A 17,101-nucleotide genomic window follows, 5' to 3' on the forward strand; every position below is an offset into this window, starting at 1 on the left:
TATAGTCAGATTAAGCGCTCGGTACTGTTATTTTTGCTATTTTTCCAGTAAAACGGCTTAAGTCAACAGCTTCACCATTAAACTGTAAACGAGTAACAGAAGGTGCGCCTATTTTTAGTTTATAAGGTTGCTCACCATTAAATTCCAAACGGTCACCGGCTTTCTTAATACCATTAAATAAAACTTTATTTTGAGCATTACGAATTTCTAACCAGCATTCACCATCAAACATCAAGACCAGTTGATTTTCCACAATTGGTGCGGGTGTTGAATTGCCTTCAGCAGAATCAGCACGAGAAGTCGTTGATGTGGTTAATGGTGACACCGGTAATGGAACTGTTTTAACTTCTGCCTCAGGTGTGGCATCTGTTACTGATGGCTCGGCAACCTTATTAGCCTGATTATCTACTAATGGAGAAGCAGGCACTTGTACATTTTCACCCTCAGATGATGGGCTATTATTATCTAAGGTTGATAAAGGAGATTCTATCGTATTGGTGTTTTCTTGCGGACTATTTTGTCCTATGTCTTGCGAAGCCATAGAGACTAATTCTTGTTGATCGGCTTGATGACCCTGCCACCACCATAAACCGACTAAAGCTATCATTGCTATTACAATAACCCAAGTCAATTTCATCAACCAGCCTTCACGCTTTTTATGGCGCTTACCCAATGAGTAATTTTGTGTTGTTGTTACTTTGACTTGTTTTATTGGGGCTTGTTGATCAATTAGACCTAGAATTGCGCTTTCAGGAACACCGACAAGTTTTGCATAAGAGCGCATATAACCACGTAAAAATGTCGGTGCAATACCAGAAGAGATAGTATCAGCTTCAATTTCACATACTGTTGTTAACTTCAAACAAAGTCGATCAGCAACAGTCTGCTGAGTTAGCCCCGCTTTTTCACGTGCCTGACGTAAAAGTTGACCCGCTGTTAATTTCACTTCTTCGGTTTTGTTTTCAGTATTCATTAGCAATCTAGGCACTGTGGCTATTGGATGTTTAACATTGATGAACACGAGAAAATACAGTTTTTAACGTCCTCATCGCGAATTTGGTGATTTTTGGTATTCAGCATGCTGACAAACCAAATAATCTGACGGTATATCCTCAATTAACACATTATTGTTGTTTAATAAATTTTGTTCACAAAGGAAATTACCATAAAACCTTAATACATTAACATTTACTGGCTTCGACTTCATCGCTAATTTGTAATAATCTAGCGCCTGAATAGGATTTCCCAATAACTGGGATGTTAATGCCATTCCTAAATTTGCTTCAGGATGCTCAGGCATCACTGACAGCACTTTTTGAAAATGATATTGGGCTATCTGATATTGTTGCTCAGCCAGATAAGCTTCCCCTAATTGAAGACGAAGAGGCACTGCAACATGTTTTTTATTTGCTGTTGATTGGCAGCCTATTGTCAATAACACCAAGCAGATAGCAACAACCTTTGATGACATCCTTATCATCGTTATCTTCCTTAAATTAATTCATTCTTGCAACTCTCTACTTTGTTTTAAAACCACAGCACAAAGCGAGAGTTATCCACCTCTATCAGACTGCTTTTACTGAAATTGGTTCACCTTGCAGACGTTTTTTCAGAGTACGCTTAGTTCGGTCAATCACATCACCAGCAAGTTGACCACAGGCAGCGTCAATATCATCACCACGAGTTTTACGTACAATAGTGGTGAAACCATATTCCATTAACACTTTAGAGAAACGATCAATGCGACTATTAGAACTGCGTCCATAAGGTGCGCCTGGGAACGGGTTCCATGGAATTAAGTTGATTTTACAAGGTGTATCTTTTAAGCACTCTGCTAATTGATGTGCTTGTTCAGTGCTGTCATTAATATGATCAAGCATGACATACTCAACAGTAACTCGACCTTGGTTTGCATTAGATTTAGCAATATAACGACGCACGCCATCAAGAAACATTTCAATATTATATTTCTTGTTAATAGGAACAATTTCATCACGAATATCATCTGTTGGTGCATGCAATGAAATCGCTAAAGCAACATCAACCGCATCAGCTAATTTATCTAATGCAGGTACGACACCGGATGTAGACACGGTGACTCGACGTTTAGATAAACCAAAGCCAAAGTCATCCATCATAATTTCAAGAGCAGGAATAACATTGTTAAGGTTAAGTAATGGTTCACCCATTCCCATCATAACAACATTAGTGATTGGACGACGGCCTGTCTCTTTTAAAGCACCAATAATTTTAGCAGCACGCCACACTTGGCCAATAATTTCAGAAACTTTAAGGTTACGGTTAAAACCTTGTTGTGCCGTTGAACAGAATTTACACTCTAACGCGCAACCCACTTGTGACGAAACACATAACGTCGCACGATCATCTTCAGGAATATAGACTGTTTCAACTTGTTGAGAGCCTACTTTAATCGCCCACTTAATAGTGCCATCCGCAGAGCGTTGTTCTTCAGACACCTCAGGTGCCTTGATTTCGGCAATCTCTTTTAACTTCGCACGCAGCACTTTATTGATATCTGTCATCTGATCAAAATCATCATAGCAATAATGGTATATCCATTTCATGATTTGATCAGCGCGGAAAGGCTTTTCGCCCATAGAGACAAAAAGCTCACGCATCTGTTTACGATTTAAATCTAACAGATTGATTTTTGTTTTTTGATTCACAGTATTTTCTTTAGAAACAGCGACAGAAGCGCTTGGCGCTGGAGTGGTAGATTGGGTCATGACATTGCCTCGTTGTTACACTATGCGGCCTACGTTAATAAAATCTATTAACGGGATACTTATTAATTAATAAAAAGACGCCCCATTAAAGATTAACAGGGCGTCGCATTGTACATTTTTTCGTATACAGATGCTAATAAATTAGCGTGGGCAAATTTCGTTTTCAGTAAAGAAATAAGCAATTTCACGCGCAGCTGAAGCTTCTGAATCTGAACCATGCACTGCATTTTCTGTAAAGCTATCCGCGTAATCAGCACGTAAAGTACCCGCTAAAGCGTTATCAGGATTAGTTGCACCCATTAAGTCACGATGACGTTGGATAGCATTTTCGCCTTCTAATACTTGTACCATGATAGGGCCAGAAGTCATAAACTCAACTAAACCATCAAAGAAAGGACGGCCTTTATGCTCTTCATAAAAACCTTCTGCTTGTTCACGAGTTAAATGCAACATTTTGGCTGCTACGATGCTGAAACCCGCACTTTCAAAGCGGTTATAGATTGCACCAATAACATTTTTTTTCACTGCGTTTGGTTTGATAATAGAAAAAGTGCGCTGAATAGCCATGTATTACCTCAAAATATTGTATTAATAACAACTTATGTTGCCTGTTTTTATCGCAGATCATGGAAAAACAGCTCAAAACCGTATCCCCTGCAAAAATAAGGGATTGATTATAGGGGGATAACAATAAATTGCACAGATGAAATCCCGCTTTTTTTTAAAAAACTGTGGCAAAAAAGTTATAATTTATCGATTTAATCACATTTTTTGCCTTCATTTGATTAAACTCTGCACTTATTTAACGAAAACTGAAATTCACCATATCCGTTTGACCGCTAAGATCAAGCACCGAAAGTTGGTATTTGCCACGTTTTTCTAATAAATAAGAGAACGTTGCCCCATTTTCAGTTTTACCGATTTGTTCACCATTTAAAAACCACCACTGCATACCACTTCCCCCTTGTGTAGAAACCGTTATTTCAAGCTGAGTTTCACCAGGCAATGGACGCAATAAATCCCCTTTTCTTATCCCAGAGATATACAAGGGGATCATATCTTCTTTAATCGGTGGACATGTTAATGAAATTGGTAGTAATCGTTTTGCTCTACGCTCTTTTTCAGGCAACCAAGCATCTAATGCTATCGGCCATAGAGCAATATCCTTTAATTGAGCACCAGGACAATTAGGCCCTGTACGTTTTCCTTCTTTATCTATCCATACTTTTTCATTGATGCCTAAAATGCCCTCTTGGCTTTCATTCAATAGTGTTGGGGGAATAGTATTATCAAGGATCCAGCTTCGTCGGCTGACTCGACAGTTACTATCTTCTTTAGGCAAAGCTTTTCCCGTTGGCCAACAAATAGCTGCGGCTGAGACACTATTTGGCCTAGGATCAACAGGAGGCCGCTGTTTATTTTGATAAAAATAACTCGTCAATAAATTATTAACTTGATTCATTATCGGTACAGCGGTTGCAAATCCAAACTGCCCCGCAACAGGTGTGCCATCAGGTCTCCCCACCCAAACACCAATGGTATAACGCGCATTAACGCCTATCGACCATGCATCACGATAACCATAACTTGTGCCTGTTTTCCAAGCCAAAGGAACAACCGCTGAAATAGCACTATCAGGACGAGGCCGTGCCTCTCCCGCTAAAATTCGCCGAATGATCCACGCAGCACCGGGTGACATTAACATACGTTCATTGATGGTTTGCTCTGGCGTAAAACGTAACGGCGCTGTTTTTCCATGCCTTGCAAGCGCACTAAAAGTCGCCACTAATTGATCCATTCGTGTTGCTGTTCCTCCTAAAATAAGCGCTAAATTAGGTTCAGAGCCATAAGGAAAACGCATTTCAAGGTGATTATGTCGCAACTTAGCTGCAAATTTTTTTGCGCCATAAGCTTCTATTAATTGAACGGCAGGTAAATTTAATGAACGACTAAGGGCTTCACTGGCACTCACGGCACCGTTAAATCCAGTATCAAAATTACCAGGACGGTAATCTTCAAAACGGCGCGGAACATCTTGTAATAGTGATTCTGCATGGATCAATCCTTCATCCAAAGCAAGACCATAAATAAAAGGCTTTAAGGTTGATCCCGGCGAACGCCATGCACTTATCATATCAACATGCCCAAAGCGTTGATTATCATTAAAGTCCGCCGATCCAACATAGCCTTTAACACTCATATCCGTGTGATCGACCACAAGTATTGCCAGAGAAGTTTTATCGGCTAGCTGATATTTCCACTGTTTGGCTAGCTCTTCTAGTTGTCGCTGAAGATTAATATCAATCGTGGTTGTGATCACCGGCGCTTTTTGCTCGTTATACATACGCCGAGCCAATAACGGCGCGAGTTGTGGCGTTTGTCTTGGTGCAAGTAGCACTTGCTCTTGCTTTATTTCAGCCACTTTCTCTTTGGGCCAAATTTGATATTCCGCTAATCTATCTAATACTTTATCCCGTGCAGCTTGAGCACGCTCTGGATACCGGTCTGGCCTTAAACGACTGGGTGCTTGAGGTAATACCGCCATTAATGTTGCTTCACCTGCTGATAAATCAGCGGGAGATTTACCTAAATAGGCCCAACTTGCAGCGCCAATCCCTTCTAAAGTGCCACCAAAAGGTGCACGGTTAAGATAAATTTCTAAAATCTCATCTTTCGAGTAATACCATTCAAGCTGTAATGTCCGCCATAATTGTTTTAATTTTCCCCCTAAAGTCCGTGAGTGGGGGTCAATCAAACGCGCAACTTGCATTGAAAGCGTACTGCCTCCAGAAACAATTTTTCCCGAGCTTAAGTCTTGCCATGCGGCACGTAAAATAGCTATAGGATTAACACCGGGGTGCTGATAAAACCAGCGATCTTCATAAGCTATCAACGCCTGCAAATATTCAGGGGAAACATCAGAAAGGGTAACGTGATAACGCCATATTCCTTCTTTATCAGCAAAACGCCAAAGTGGTGTTCCATCTTCAGCCGTTACTATGGTGGCGATTTGAGGCTCGGGATCTGGCAGTGGCCAGATCTTATCTGCTATCCATAGCAATAATGGTGTTACTAATAGAAAAATAACGCTCGCGGCGATTAACCGCTTATATCCTAGTTTCATTCAATCACTCAAAGGAAAAAGCCCTTTCCGAAGAAAGGGCTGTCTAGCTTAAGGCACAACATCAATTTTATTTTTTGTTGCCCCTACGGCACGCCAATAAGGCACATACATTGACTCAACTTGCGGTGGCGGTACTTGATAACTCCCCGGAGTTACCGCTCTTGCTAAGTAAAGTAATGTCGTAGGACGATATTTATCAACCGCTATTGCGGCAACAAAACGATCATCACGATATTCAAGATGTTTAATATTGGCTTGTCCCATATCATCAATAAACTCCTGCAAATCAGCAGCACTATCGCTTAAGCTTGCGCTACTTGATGCTAAGTTTTGATTTTCAATTTCAAGCCCCGCAGGTAATAGATCAACCACTAAGGCATCAGGTACATCTCTATTAGCTGAAACCTCTAATTTTACCACCAGCATTTCACCACTTTGTAAGCGATTAGGATCGACTCGATTGCCTTTTAGATCGTAATAACTACGATTGATCTTCAATACATTGCTATAAGGCGCTGGGGCAACTTTTGGATATCCGACAACATTCATTCGAGAGTAAATGGTTGTACCACCTTGGTTGTTTAGCTCTAAACCTTCTTGCAATTGTGTTGCTGTCAATGCTTCATTAACTGCGCGATCACTACTCATTGCTGGCACTTGACGATTAATGGTTACTTCCCAAGGCTTCTCTGCCATATCAATAAAGAAACGACCAGCAAGGTATAGTGAGTTACTCTCCTGTGTAGAGAACCATTCACGCCCTGTTAAGTTATCAGATAATGTAATAACACTGGCATCACGAGTTTGAGTTTCCAAATTGTTTTCACTGAGTAGCGCAATAATCAACGCTTGGTCACGAATAGTACTGCCGTAATCACCTAAACCGTAATTATATTTACGTGGCATGGTGACCCCTTCAGCAATTAGGCTTTCAGCGCGAGAGTTATCTCCCATCAATTTCAAAGCAACACCTAACTGCACAAGCGCTAAACCACTACCCGCTTGATTACGTTCTAGATATAAACGGCGCAATTCTCCCAAAGGGGCTTTTTGCTGATTAGCCAGAACTAAAGCTGCATATGCTCTTGCTGAGAATCGAGCCGCATCTTGGTTAACCACATACTCTTCATTAACAATGTTTTTATCTTGTAAATAACGTAGTAGACGATCATTTGCCCGTTTTAATGCCTCAGTAGGAACTTCATAACCTTGTTGAGACGCTCTAAATAAGAAATCTGTTGCATACGCCGTTAACCAAAACTCTTCACGCCCACCTTGAGCCCACAAGGCAAATCCTCCTTCGGATTTTTGCATTGTTAAGATATGAGCAATCCCTTTTTCTATGGCTTCTTTTCTTTGCATATCTGTTTGTGTTTTGATCCCCAATTGCTTCAACTCTTTCTCTGTTGAATACAAGGATGGATATAATCCACTAACAGTTTGCTCAAGACATCCATAAGGATATGCAAATAACTCTCTAACATAACGCGCTACCTGTAACGGAGGGCGACTGGTAAGTAATAATTCCCCCTCAAGCGTTGAGCGATTAAATTGATTTAATGCTTCGTTTGGTAGGCGCCAAGACTCACCATCTGCTAATGTATTGGCGTAATGTATTGTCTCAGCAGGATACGCAGGGCGTACACCTATTTTCCAAGTATTTTGATAAGGTTTTATCTCTTCATTAGGTACTTTAATACCATAAATAGACAGGGAAAATTCTCCTTGGCCAAATCCATGTTTTGCCGTAATAGGGATTTGAACTTGAGTTCGTTCACCTTTCGATAATGAAACGGTTTTACTATCGACACCCGCTAAATCAACTAATCCTGATGCCGTATAATTTAACGTAATAGATTGTGGTGCATCCGTTAAGTTAGTTAAATCTAATGACAGTAACGCATCATCTCCCCCAGCCATAAAGCGTGGTAATGAGAGTTGAGTAACTAATGGCGCGGCAACAACAACTTTACCTTCTTGGCTACCAAATTTATCGGCAGTCCATGCTTGAGCCATAAGGCGGACTTCACCATTAAACTCAGGTATAGGTAAAGAAACCTCACCTTCACCTTGTGCATTTAATTTTACAGATGTTGCTTGTTGAGCAATGATTTGCACATCTGTTAATGGTTTTTTACCACCACGAGATAATGCGCTTTCTTCGCTTCCATCACCACCAAAACGTAGGTTGGCTAAACGCCCTTCACCTTCAATTAACTGACCATAAACATCGTATTGATCAACGCTATAACGCTTACGACCAAAGAAAGCTTCGTACGGATCAGGCGTTTTATAGTCGGTAATATTTAAGACACCTGTATCAACTGCAGACACTAATACATTGATGTTTTCCGGCAATGGCTGGCCTGCAACGGGCTTAGCTTTAATCCGAATTTTTAGATCTTGATTTGGACGAATTTTTTCAGGTGCATCCAGTGCAATATCTATACGGCGATTGTTATCTTGTAGTGGTAAATGCAAAATACCTACTGCACGTTTTACCGTCGCTTGTTTGGATGTATCCCCCGGTCTTACCACCACCGAAGTCAAATATAAATCGTGTCTTGCCCACTCTTTATTAATAGGTACTTCAACATCAAGCCCTTTTTCAGGTACATCAATCTCTTGCCACCATAGTGGCCCATCACTCGATTCTAATAACACATAACCTTTGCCAGGATGAGGGGCTGCAATATTGAGTTTGACTTTTTCACCCGGTAAGTAACTCTCTTTATCTAATTTTAATTTAACTTGATCAGGTCTTACTGCCCCGGTTCCGCCTGTATTATCCATCCAAGAATAGCCCGCCCAAAAACGTAAGCTACTGACAAGTTCTGTTTTAGGATCGACCACTTCTATACGATAAGAGCCCCATTCAACAGGGAAAGCCACTTTTGCGGTACCATCTTTAGCTATTTTGATAGTCTGCTCATCCATTTGCAGATCTTTTTGATTGTAGCCAGACTCCCAACCATTTGAATTAGACCAACGCCAATAATAATCATAACGTTCGTAAATAAATCTTACTTTTAGGTCATCTGCAGGTAATTTTTTACCCTCTTGATCGGTATAAACGATTTCAAACTCCGCCATTGAGTTTTCATCAACACTATAGCCTGATTTATATTTATCATTACGGTAGTCATACACCTCTTTTTTAGCAAAAACAGGGCGAATTCCCGCAAGATGTGTCGCTGGCCATACCGCTTGTTGATAACGGCGAGTAACAGGACGCCCTCCGGCTTCAAGTAAGCTTGCTTGTAAGATAATATTAATCGGTGATTTTACTTCAGCATAACGGTCTTTATCAACCGTTAATGCCCCTTCACCATCTGTATCAAGAGTAAGTTCAAATTCATCTAATAAACGACTTAAATTTTCATCTTTTACGGCACCAAATTCATAACCCGGCAGTTGACTGACGGCTTCTCGCGAAGCTTTTAAGAAAACCTGCCCTTGTAAGCGATTATCTGCTGCCGGTGCACCATAAAGATAACGACCTTTAATATCAAAATAAGCATTATTACCACTGAGTAAAATGCCTTTTTTACCGGTGATCTCTAATGCCATACGCTCAGGCATAAAATCTTCAACTTGGAATTGGTAGAAGCGTGGAGTGCCATCGCCTAAATCAAAACGTAATTTCCGAATACCTGTACTCTCATTTTCAGGGATCATCAGTTTCAACTGATAAAAACCATTTTCAGGTTGCCAAACAAAACTACGGGAAACCTGACCATCCGTTTTTAATAAGTCAACTTTAACAGGTTGCTCTTTAATCGGGTTTCCATCACCATCTCGCAATAAACCATTAACGATTAAGGTTTCGCCGGGGCGGTACAGATCGCGTGGACCAAAAACAAAAAATTGTTTGCTATAACCTTGTGGCCCGCCGATATCAAATTCGGATAAATCAAGGGCTGGTTTACGCAAATCAATCATACTGGTTTGCCCATTACGAATAGCGAGTAATAAACGTGCTTTATCACTCTTTTCTAATGTGGCATGCCCTTGATTATCAGTTTTTGTTTTAGATATTAAATTACCTTTTTCATCCAAAAGACGAATTTCAATATTGTCTAATGCTGCGCCATTTTTCAGGGATTGAGTAAAAATATCTAGCGTATTAAGGTAGCTATGTACTGATAAACCGATATCACTAAAAGTAAATACCGTTGCCGGCATGGTATAGGAGTATTTACCTGCCTGCTGCATTACAGCGATATAGACACCCTCTTTTTTTAGGGCTTCAATGGATTTGAGTGGTAATAAGACATTTTCACGGGTGTTTTTTTCTGTATCAAGTTCAAAGCGCCCGCTATACACCAAATCCGCTTGTGACAGAAAATCGTCTGATTCCCAATAGTTAATATTAGAGCGGCTTTCCCATTGAGTTAAAAATTGTGTCAACCGATCATCTTTAACTCGGAAAAAGTTAACATCGACTTGTTCGACATTTAATGCGCTAATTGGTAAACCTTCCGTTGCTTCTAACGGTAATAATGAGCCTTTACTGGTAAAGCCAACCGATGGAAAAATCTCTTCTGTAGTAAATTTTTGGCTAAATGGCTCTACTAATTTACGTTCGTTAATTCCTTTAATTTGAGCATCAATAGTCAGGTTTAACTCTGTTGAAGGTGGCAAATGGCGGAATCGTAACTCCATCAGATTATCAGATAGCTCCCAAGCCCCCTCTAATTTACCTTTTTTAGTATCAACAAGACGGATAACATCATCAAATTTCTGGTCAGGATCGAGTGGTACTGAAAAAGTCACTACCATCGTACTTGCGCCATCGCGTTGTAATTCAGAGGCATCTAGTACAGTCACCTCTTTACCTGCATAACGACGAGCAAGTTCATTGCGCACTTCTTGGCTAGTTAATGCAGTTTGATTATTCGTTTTGGTTGTAACTGCGGTTTTATCACCAAGTTGTGTTGTCGTTTGTTGCGATGTGCTTTTTTGTCCCGCAACTTGTGTTGGTTGTGAGTTATCACTCGTCGAAGATTGCTCATCTTCTGTTTTGTTATCATCACAGCCTGTTAAAGCTAATGCTGAAGCCAGTACCACTGCAAGTGTACACCAACGGTACCCTCTTTTTTCCGTGTACTGTCTAAATTGATCTCGATTCATATCCATTTCCTTTAATTCAACCCCTGAATTATATGATGTTTTATGCAGGCTATAATAATATACAACGTATTAAGTAAATTAATTATCTAATACTACAGCCTTATTTAGGCTTTACTAATTATTTGTTTGTGCGTTTTTAAGCAAAATAATAGTAAAACAAAGAGTTACATATAAATGCAAACCATTTGCTATTTTAATCATTTTCTTATTATAGGGTAAAAAAAAGCGATATCTGATGAGATATCGCCTAAACTGCAAAAAAACTAGGTTAGGTATTCAAATTAACGATTGGAATACCCTTACGAAGAAAGCCCCCTAGTTTGCGTTGATAAAAAGGGGTTACATGGTGAGTCATAAAATGACTTACACCTTGCTCATCTTTATTCACAAAACAGAAATCCAGAGATCGTCCTTCTTCTAGATGCTCAAAAGCGGCTTCAGCAGCTTGTGGGAGTATCTGAGCAATAATATTTTCTTCTCCAGTGATTTCTAGCCCAATCAAATAAAATGACTCATCATCACCTTGCTCCAAAGCATTAACAATAAATGCACGACGAATAGGCTTATGTTGACCAAAAAATTCGCTCAATGCTTGTGTTAATTTTTCAGGCTGTGGCTCAAGCACACTCAGTTGTAGAGAAGAACCTTCAACAGCAACAATTTCTTGTACTTCAAATTGTTCAGATACATCCATTACAAACTCCAAATCACATAATGTTTATTATTTTGCTTTTGTTAATAATAAATTAGCGATAGAACGAACACCATATCCTGTTGCCCCAGCAGCCCATTGCTCTACAGATGATTTTCTGTAAGTTGCTGAACAGTCGATATGTACCCAGCCTTTTTTATAATCTTTCACAAAGTGAGAAAGGAAAGCGGCTGCTGTACTTGCGCCTGCGGTATGTGAAGGTGCGGCAATATTATTGAGATCAGCAAAACTTGATGGTAACTGGCTACGATGGAAATCAGCTAATGGTAAGCGCCAGAACAGTTCATTTTCTTGATCTGCACTTGCTAATAATTCATTCGCTAATTTATCATCAAAACTTAATACAGAGTGATAATCATTACCTACGGCCACTTTAGCTGCACCTGTCAATGTTGCCGCATCGATAATCAATTCAGGGGCAAAGTTGCTAGCATCAATTAAACCATCTGCTAAAACTAAACGACCTTCTGCATCCGTATTCATGATTTCAACGGATTTACCATTACGATAACGGATAATGTCTCCTAACTTAAAGGCATTACCGCTAACCATATTATCAGCAATACAGAGCAATAGTTTTACGCGTTTATTTAAACCTCGTGTAATAGCTAAAGCCAAAGCACCTGCTAAGGTTGCAGCACCGCCCATATCCGCTTTCATAGAATTCATGGAAGAAGAAGGTTTGATGCTATATCCGCCTGAATCAAAGGTGATCCCTTTACCAACAAGACAGGCAAAGATAGGGGCTTCGGCATCTTTAGTTGGATTAAAATCTAATGCTAAATAGACGGGATCACGTGAAGAGCCTCGACCTACAGTATAAATTCCCGCATAGTTCTGATCACGGAGATCAGCCCCTTTGGTGATTTTATAGCTGATATCTTCTTTATCTAAACCACAGAACAGATCAACAGTACGCTGTGCCAGTTGTTCAGGCCCTAACTCTTCTGCTGGAGTATTTATTGTGTCACGCACCCAATCAACAATGCGGATACGCGACTCTAATTCTTTTTTGTCCGCTTCACTTAATTGTGGCCATTCGATTGAACGTGCGCCTTTAGGTGCTCTAAAACCTAACCAAAACGCCCAACTACGTTCTAAATCCCAGCCGTCACCAACTAGAGCAACATTACGAATACCTTGACCATCAATTTTGCGCCCACCACGCTGAATGGCCCCTAAGCGGTTTTCTTCCGTTAAGTGAACGGTCATGCCAGTTTCGTTAGTGCTAATTAGTGCTTTTTCTCCCCAACATGCTGCTGCAGGTTCATTAGACAGCATGATAGGCATAATTTGTTTATTCATTTATTATCTCACTTATTATTACTGATGGCAGTTAACCTATTCAGACTACCAGATATTTACCTTTTAGCGTGATCAATTTACTGCAAAAAATCAGTCACGACTATTCTCATTAAAGCCTTTTAGCTAATTGCATGTTACTTTACGAGCAATATCCCATAAACAAACGCTGGTTACTCAGTCTTTTGGGGTATTTATTCCTCTTTTAAAGTTAAATCATACTGAGCAATAAAAACAAAAAGACTGGCAATTAACCAGTCTTTCGCATTAATCATTTACTCGATTATTCAAATTCATCAAGCCAAACTAATAAAATTGCCTCAAGAATTTTTTCATTCGATTTTTGTGGATCATCATCAAAATCGTCTAATTGGCAAATCCACTGATGCATATCGGTAAAACGAACGGTTTTTGGATCTGTATCGGGGTAGAGATCATAAAGTGCTTCCCCTATTTCACGTGTATCACTCCATTTCATTTTAAACTCCTAAAATCAGTGTTCTCTCGCATGGTTGATAGAATATTTAGGTATTTCAACGACTAAATCTTCATCAGTTACCTTCGCTTGGCAACTTAAACGACTTTCTGGCTCTAATCCCCACGCTTTATCTAACATATCGTCTTCCAGCTCTGTACTTTCATCAAGAGAATCAAAACCTTCACGAACGATACAGTGACAAGTGGTACACGCACACGACATTTCACACGCATGTTCAATCTCAATGCCATTACGTAATGCAACATCAAGAATAGACTCACCTTCAGTGGCATCAACAACAGCACCTTCCGGGCAAAGAGTGCTATGGGGTAAAAATACAATTTTAGGCATAGTTATATCTCATCCACAGAATGACCTGCCAACGCTTGACGAATGGAAGTATCCATACGACGCGCAGCAAATTCCTGAGTTTGCTTATCCAGTTGTTTAATGGCGTTTTCAATGGCAACAGGATCTGTTCCCTCAACGCTTTCTATTAAAGTATCTACAACATTATCGATAGCCGTTTTCTCATCTTCAGTTAAGAGATGAGCATCTTCTTGTAATGCTGCGGTTAAACTTTCTAACACGCGAGCGGCTTCGACTTTTTGCTCGGCAAGACGACGAGCTTGTAAATCTTCTTTGGCATTTTCCATTGAAGATTGGATCATATTAGCGATTTCTGTATCACTAAGACCATAAGAAGGTTTTACCTGTACTGAGGCTTCAACACCAGTGGATTTTTCCATCGCACTAACGCTTAATAAACCATCAGCATCCACTTGGAAGGTAACACGTATATGTGCTCCTCCCGCCGCCATTGGCGGAATACCCCGCAAAGTAAAACGGGCTAATGAGCGACAATCACTCACCATTTCACGTTCACCCTGTACCACATGAACACTCATGGCAGTTTGACCATCTTTAAAAGTGGTAAATTCTTGTGCTCTCGCAACAGGGATAGTGGTATTTCGTGGGATCACTTTTTCAACCAGCCCGCCCATGGTTTCTAAACCTAATGAAAGCGGAATAACATCCAACAAGAGCATTTCGCTATCAGGTTTATTACCCACCAGAATATCAGCTTGAATAGAGGCACCAATAGCAACAACTTTATCAGGGTCAATCGAAGTTAATGGTTCACGTTTAAAATAATCGCCTACCATTTGGCGCACCAGAGGCACGCGAGTTGATCCGCCCACCATAACCACTTCGAGCACTTCATCCACGTCAACATCAGCATCTTTTAATGCTCGACGAACGGATAACAACGTACGTTTAACTAAAGGTTGAATTAATGATTCAAATTCAGCGCGGGTAATTTCCCCTTTCCAACCATTGATATTGATATCAGCCACATCATTATCACTTAAAGCGATTTTAGTTTCTGAGGCAATATCAAGTAATTGACGTTGTAAAATAACATCATTTTGATAGCCAAATCCCGCACGCTCTCTGATCCAGTCGGCTAACATCATATCAAAGTCATCACCGCCTAACGCAGTATCACCACCAGTTGCTAAGACTTCAAACACCCCTTTAGTTAAACGTAAGACAGAGATATCAAAAGTTCCGCCCCCTAAGTCGTAAACGACAATAGTGCCTTCTTTTCCGGAATCTAATCCATAAGCAATCGCGGCAGCAGTAGGTTCATTTAATAAACGTAATACATGTAAACCTGCACGACGTGCTGCTTCTTTAGTGCCTTGACGCTGTGCATCATCAAAATAAGCAGGTACAGTGACAACCACACCATCAAGTTCGCCACCTAATGATTGAATTGCACGCTCCGCTAAGGCTTTTAAAATATCCGCAGAAACTTGAATAGGATCGACAATGCCAGCAGGTGTTTTAATTAATGGCAGTCCACTATCATTGTCATGAAAATGGTAAGGGAGGTTAGGATAACGACTGGTTATATCATTTAGCGAGCGCCCCAGCATTCGTTTTATTGAGCTGATGGTATTGGCGGGATCTTTTTCAGCTTCTTGTTTCGCCTGCCAGCCAACATTAATATTATCAACTTGATACTGCACAACAGATGGCAATAAATAGCGACCTTCACTATCAGAAAGCGCTTCGGCTTGCCCACTACGTACAGTGGCAACAAGTGAGTGTGTTGTTCCTAAGTCAATACCCGCAGCTAATCGACGCTGATGTGGCGCAGGTGTTTGTCCTGGCTCGCTAATTTGTAATAATGACATAACAATTTTCCTTAAAAACCATCAAACAAGCGTTCTTCAAGATGCTCGACTTGCTCTTTTAATTTCGCGAGAAAACGTAATTTTCTCACATTGTCTGCGGCAATGTCCCAAGTCTGACTGTCCAGTGTTTTCACCATTTCATCATAGCGTACAGTGTACATTTTCTCTAAGCGCGCAGAAAAATCAGCCAGTAAATTTTCAGCATCAGTACTATGCTCTATATCATCCAGCTCTTCACGAAGCGTAAGCTGCTCCATAAGAAAAGCCGTATCGTGCATCGTTTGTTGCTCATTAGCAATATCGATGCCCTGTAAAGAGAGCATATATTCAGCTCTTGAAAGTGGATTTTTTAAGGTTTGATAAGCCTGATTGATAGTCGAAGCAAACGAAATTGCTTGTACTTGCTCTTTGTCAGATTTACCCGCAAAACGATCGGGGTGATATTGACGTTGCATCTCTTGATAACGAGAAGCAAGCTGTTGTTTATCAATATCAAAACGATTAGGCATGCCTAATAGGGTGAAATAGTCCATACTTCTGCTCTTGGATTAATTGATATTAATACCGTGTATAAATATTGATTACACGGTAAAGCTTTCTCCACAACCACATTCGTTAGCCACGTTTGGGTTGTTAAACTTAAAGCCCTCGTTTAATCCTTCTTTAACGAAATCAAGCTCTGTTCCATCTAAATAGACCATGCTTTTACCGTCAATAATAACTTTCACACCTTTATCTTCAAAAACGGTATCTTCGTCATTGATGACATCAGCAAACTCAAGAACATAAGCCATCCCAGAACAGCCTGATGTTCTTACGCCTAAACGCAAACCTTCACCTTTGCCACGATTAGCAAGAAAAGAGCGAACACGGTTAGCAGCGGCTTCTGTAAGGGAAATTGACATGGCACACCTCACTCATAAAGAACGAAAGCGGACACTGAAACATAACCTTCAGCATCCGCCAATATTTTATTTTTTTATTATAACAGGCAATTATTTGCCTTGGCGTTTGCTTTTATAGTCTGCAATCGCGGCTTTTATTGCATCTTCAGCCAGAATTGAACAGTGAATTTTCACTGGTGGTAATTCTAACTCTTCAGCAATTGCGGTATTTTTAATCGCTTCTGCTTCATCTAAGGTTTTACCTTTCATCCATTCGGTAACCAAAGAGCTTGATGCAATCGCTGAGCCACAACCATAAGTTTTAAAACGTGCATCTTCAATTACACCGTTATCATCAACTTTGATTTGTAGCTTCATGACGTCACCACAAGCTGGTGCGCCTACCATACCGCTCCCTACTGTAGGGTCGTTGTTATCAAATGAACCCACATTACGAGGATTTTCATAATGATCAATTACTTTATCGCTATAAGCCATGATTTAACTCCTGAAAACG

The 17,101-nt window shown here is 40.3% G+C and carries 14 protein-coding genes; all 14 read right to left on the minus strand.

The features are described from left to right. Positions 1-10: 10 nt before the first annotated feature. Positions 11-973 carry a cytoskeleton protein RodZ gene (gene rodZ / locus HMPREF0693_RS04705; protein ID WP_004243822.1) on the minus strand — a complete coding sequence of 321 codons (963 nt, stop codon included), beginning with the start codon at positions 971-973 and terminating at the stop codon, positions 11-13. A gap of 72 nt (positions 974-1,045) precedes the next feature. Continuing rightward, the gene (locus HMPREF0693_RS04710) at positions 1,046-1,480 is read right to left on the minus strand and encodes a hypothetical protein (RefSeq protein ID WP_004243824.1); all 435 of its coding nucleotides are present in this window, start codon (positions 1,478-1,480) and stop codon (positions 1,046-1,048) included. An 85-nt stretch (positions 1,481-1,565) separates the two neighbouring features. Further along, entirely contained in the window at positions 1,566-2,747 is a 1,182-nt protein-coding gene (gene rlmN, locus HMPREF0693_RS04715) for a dual-specificity RNA methyltransferase RlmN (RefSeq protein ID WP_004243825.1), read from the minus strand. Between the two features lie 141 nt (positions 2,748-2,888). After that, positions 2,889-3,314: a nucleoside-diphosphate kinase gene (gene ndk / locus HMPREF0693_RS04720; protein ID WP_004243827.1), complete on the minus strand. Its 426-nt coding sequence runs from the start codon at positions 3,312-3,314 to the stop codon at positions 2,889-2,891. A gap of 235 nt (positions 3,315-3,549) precedes the next feature. Further along, complete coding sequence (pbpC, locus tag HMPREF0693_RS04725; protein ID WP_004243828.1) at positions 3,550-5,871, minus strand: peptidoglycan glycosyltransferase PbpC; 2,322 nt, start codon at positions 5,869-5,871, stop codon at positions 3,550-3,552. 48 nt (positions 5,872-5,919) lie between these two features. Then, positions 5,920-11,004 (minus strand): alpha-2-macroglobulin family protein, encoded by a 5,085-nt coding sequence (locus tag HMPREF0693_RS04730; RefSeq protein WP_445260492.1) that lies wholly within the window; start codon positions 11,002-11,004, stop codon positions 5,920-5,922. A gap of 268 nt (positions 11,005-11,272) precedes the next feature. Further along, entirely contained in the window at positions 11,273-11,698 is a 426-nt protein-coding gene (locus tag HMPREF0693_RS04735) for an enhanced serine sensitivity protein SseB C-terminal domain-containing protein (protein ID WP_004243832.1), read from the minus strand. A 27-nt stretch (positions 11,699-11,725) separates the two neighbouring features. Then, positions 11,726-13,021: an aminopeptidase PepB gene (pepB, locus tag HMPREF0693_RS04740; protein ID WP_004243837.1), complete on the minus strand. Its 1,296-nt coding sequence runs from the start codon at positions 13,019-13,021 to the stop codon at positions 11,726-11,728. Between the two features lie 280 nt (positions 13,022-13,301). After that, entirely contained in the window at positions 13,302-13,496 is a 195-nt protein-coding gene (iscX, locus tag HMPREF0693_RS04745; protein WP_004243841.1) for a Fe-S cluster assembly protein IscX, read from the minus strand. Positions 13,497-13,511: 15 nt separating this feature from the next. Further along, the gene (gene fdx / locus HMPREF0693_RS04750) at positions 13,512-13,847 is read right to left on the minus strand and encodes an ISC system 2Fe-2S type ferredoxin (RefSeq protein ID WP_004243842.1); all 336 of its coding nucleotides are present in this window, start codon (positions 13,845-13,847) and stop codon (positions 13,512-13,514) included. 2 nt (positions 13,848-13,849) lie between these two features. Beyond that, positions 13,850-15,700 (minus strand): Fe-S protein assembly chaperone HscA, encoded by a 1,851-nt coding sequence (gene hscA, locus HMPREF0693_RS04755; protein ID WP_004243843.1) that lies wholly within the window; start codon positions 15,698-15,700, stop codon positions 13,850-13,852. 11 nt (positions 15,701-15,711) lie between these two features. Beyond that, positions 15,712-16,233, minus strand: coding sequence for a co-chaperone HscB (gene hscB, locus HMPREF0693_RS04760; protein WP_004243844.1), 522 nt, complete (start codon positions 16,231-16,233; stop codon positions 15,712-15,714). A 48-nt stretch (positions 16,234-16,281) separates the two neighbouring features. Continuing rightward, entirely contained in the window at positions 16,282-16,605 is a 324-nt protein-coding gene (iscA, locus tag HMPREF0693_RS04765; RefSeq protein ID WP_004243846.1) for an iron-sulfur cluster assembly protein IscA, read from the minus strand. Between the two features lie 90 nt (positions 16,606-16,695). Continuing rightward, entirely contained in the window at positions 16,696-17,082 is a 387-nt protein-coding gene (gene iscU, locus HMPREF0693_RS04770; protein ID WP_004243847.1) for a Fe-S cluster assembly scaffold IscU, read from the minus strand. Between the last annotated feature and the right edge of the window lie 19 nt (positions 17,083-17,101).

The organism is Proteus mirabilis ATCC 29906, from assembly GCF_000160755.1.
In the GTDB taxonomy this organism is placed as follows: Bacteria; Pseudomonadota; Gammaproteobacteria; order Enterobacterales; family Enterobacteriaceae; genus Proteus; species Proteus mirabilis.

Excerpts from the sequence above, each read along its gene's own strand:
- HMPREF0693_RS04735 (WP_004243832.1), bottom strand. The coding sequence starts at position 11,698 with ATGGATGTATCTGAACAATTTGAAGTACAAGAAATTGTTGCTGTTGAA.
- iscX (WP_004243841.1), bottom strand. The coding sequence starts at position 13,496 with ATGAAATGGAGTGATACACGTGAAATAGGGGAAGCACTTTATGATCTC.
- HMPREF0693_RS04710 (WP_004243824.1), bottom strand. The coding sequence starts at position 1,480 with ATGATAAGGATGTCATCAAAGGTTGTTGCTATCTGCTTGGTGTTATTG.
- hscB (WP_004243844.1), bottom strand. The coding sequence starts at position 16,233 with ATGGACTATTTCACCCTATTAGGCATGCCTAATCGTTTTGATATTGAT.
- ndk (WP_004243827.1), bottom strand. The coding sequence starts at position 3,314 with ATGGCTATTCAGCGCACTTTTTCTATTATCAAACCAAACGCAGTGAAA.
- pepB (WP_004243837.1), bottom strand. The coding sequence starts at position 13,021 with ATGAATAAACAAATTATGCCTATCATGCTGTCTAATGAACCTGCAGCA.
- hscA (WP_004243843.1), bottom strand. The coding sequence starts at position 15,700 with ATGTCATTATTACAAATTAGCGAGCCAGGACAAACACCTGCGCCACAT.
- HMPREF0693_RS04730 (WP_445260492.1), bottom strand. The coding sequence starts at position 11,004 with ATGAATCGAGATCAATTTAGACAGTACACGGAAAAAAGAGGGTACCGT.
- rodZ (WP_004243822.1), bottom strand. The coding sequence starts at position 973 with ATGAATACTGAAAACAAAACCGAAGAAGTGAAATTAACAGCGGGTCAA.
- rlmN (WP_004243825.1), bottom strand. The coding sequence starts at position 2,747 with ATGACCCAATCTACCACTCCAGCGCCAAGCGCTTCTGTCGCTGTTTCT.
- pbpC (WP_004243828.1), bottom strand. The coding sequence starts at position 5,871 with ATGAAACTAGGATATAAGCGGTTAATCGCCGCGAGCGTTATTTTTCTA.
- iscU (WP_004243847.1), bottom strand. The coding sequence starts at position 17,082 with ATGGCTTATAGCGATAAAGTAATTGATCATTATGAAAATCCTCGTAAT.
- fdx (WP_004243842.1), bottom strand. The coding sequence starts at position 13,847 with ATGCCTAAAATTGTATTTTTACCCCATAGCACTCTTTGCCCGGAAGGT.
- iscA (WP_004243846.1), bottom strand. The coding sequence starts at position 16,605 with ATGTCAATTTCCCTTACAGAAGCCGCTGCTAACCGTGTTCGCTCTTTT.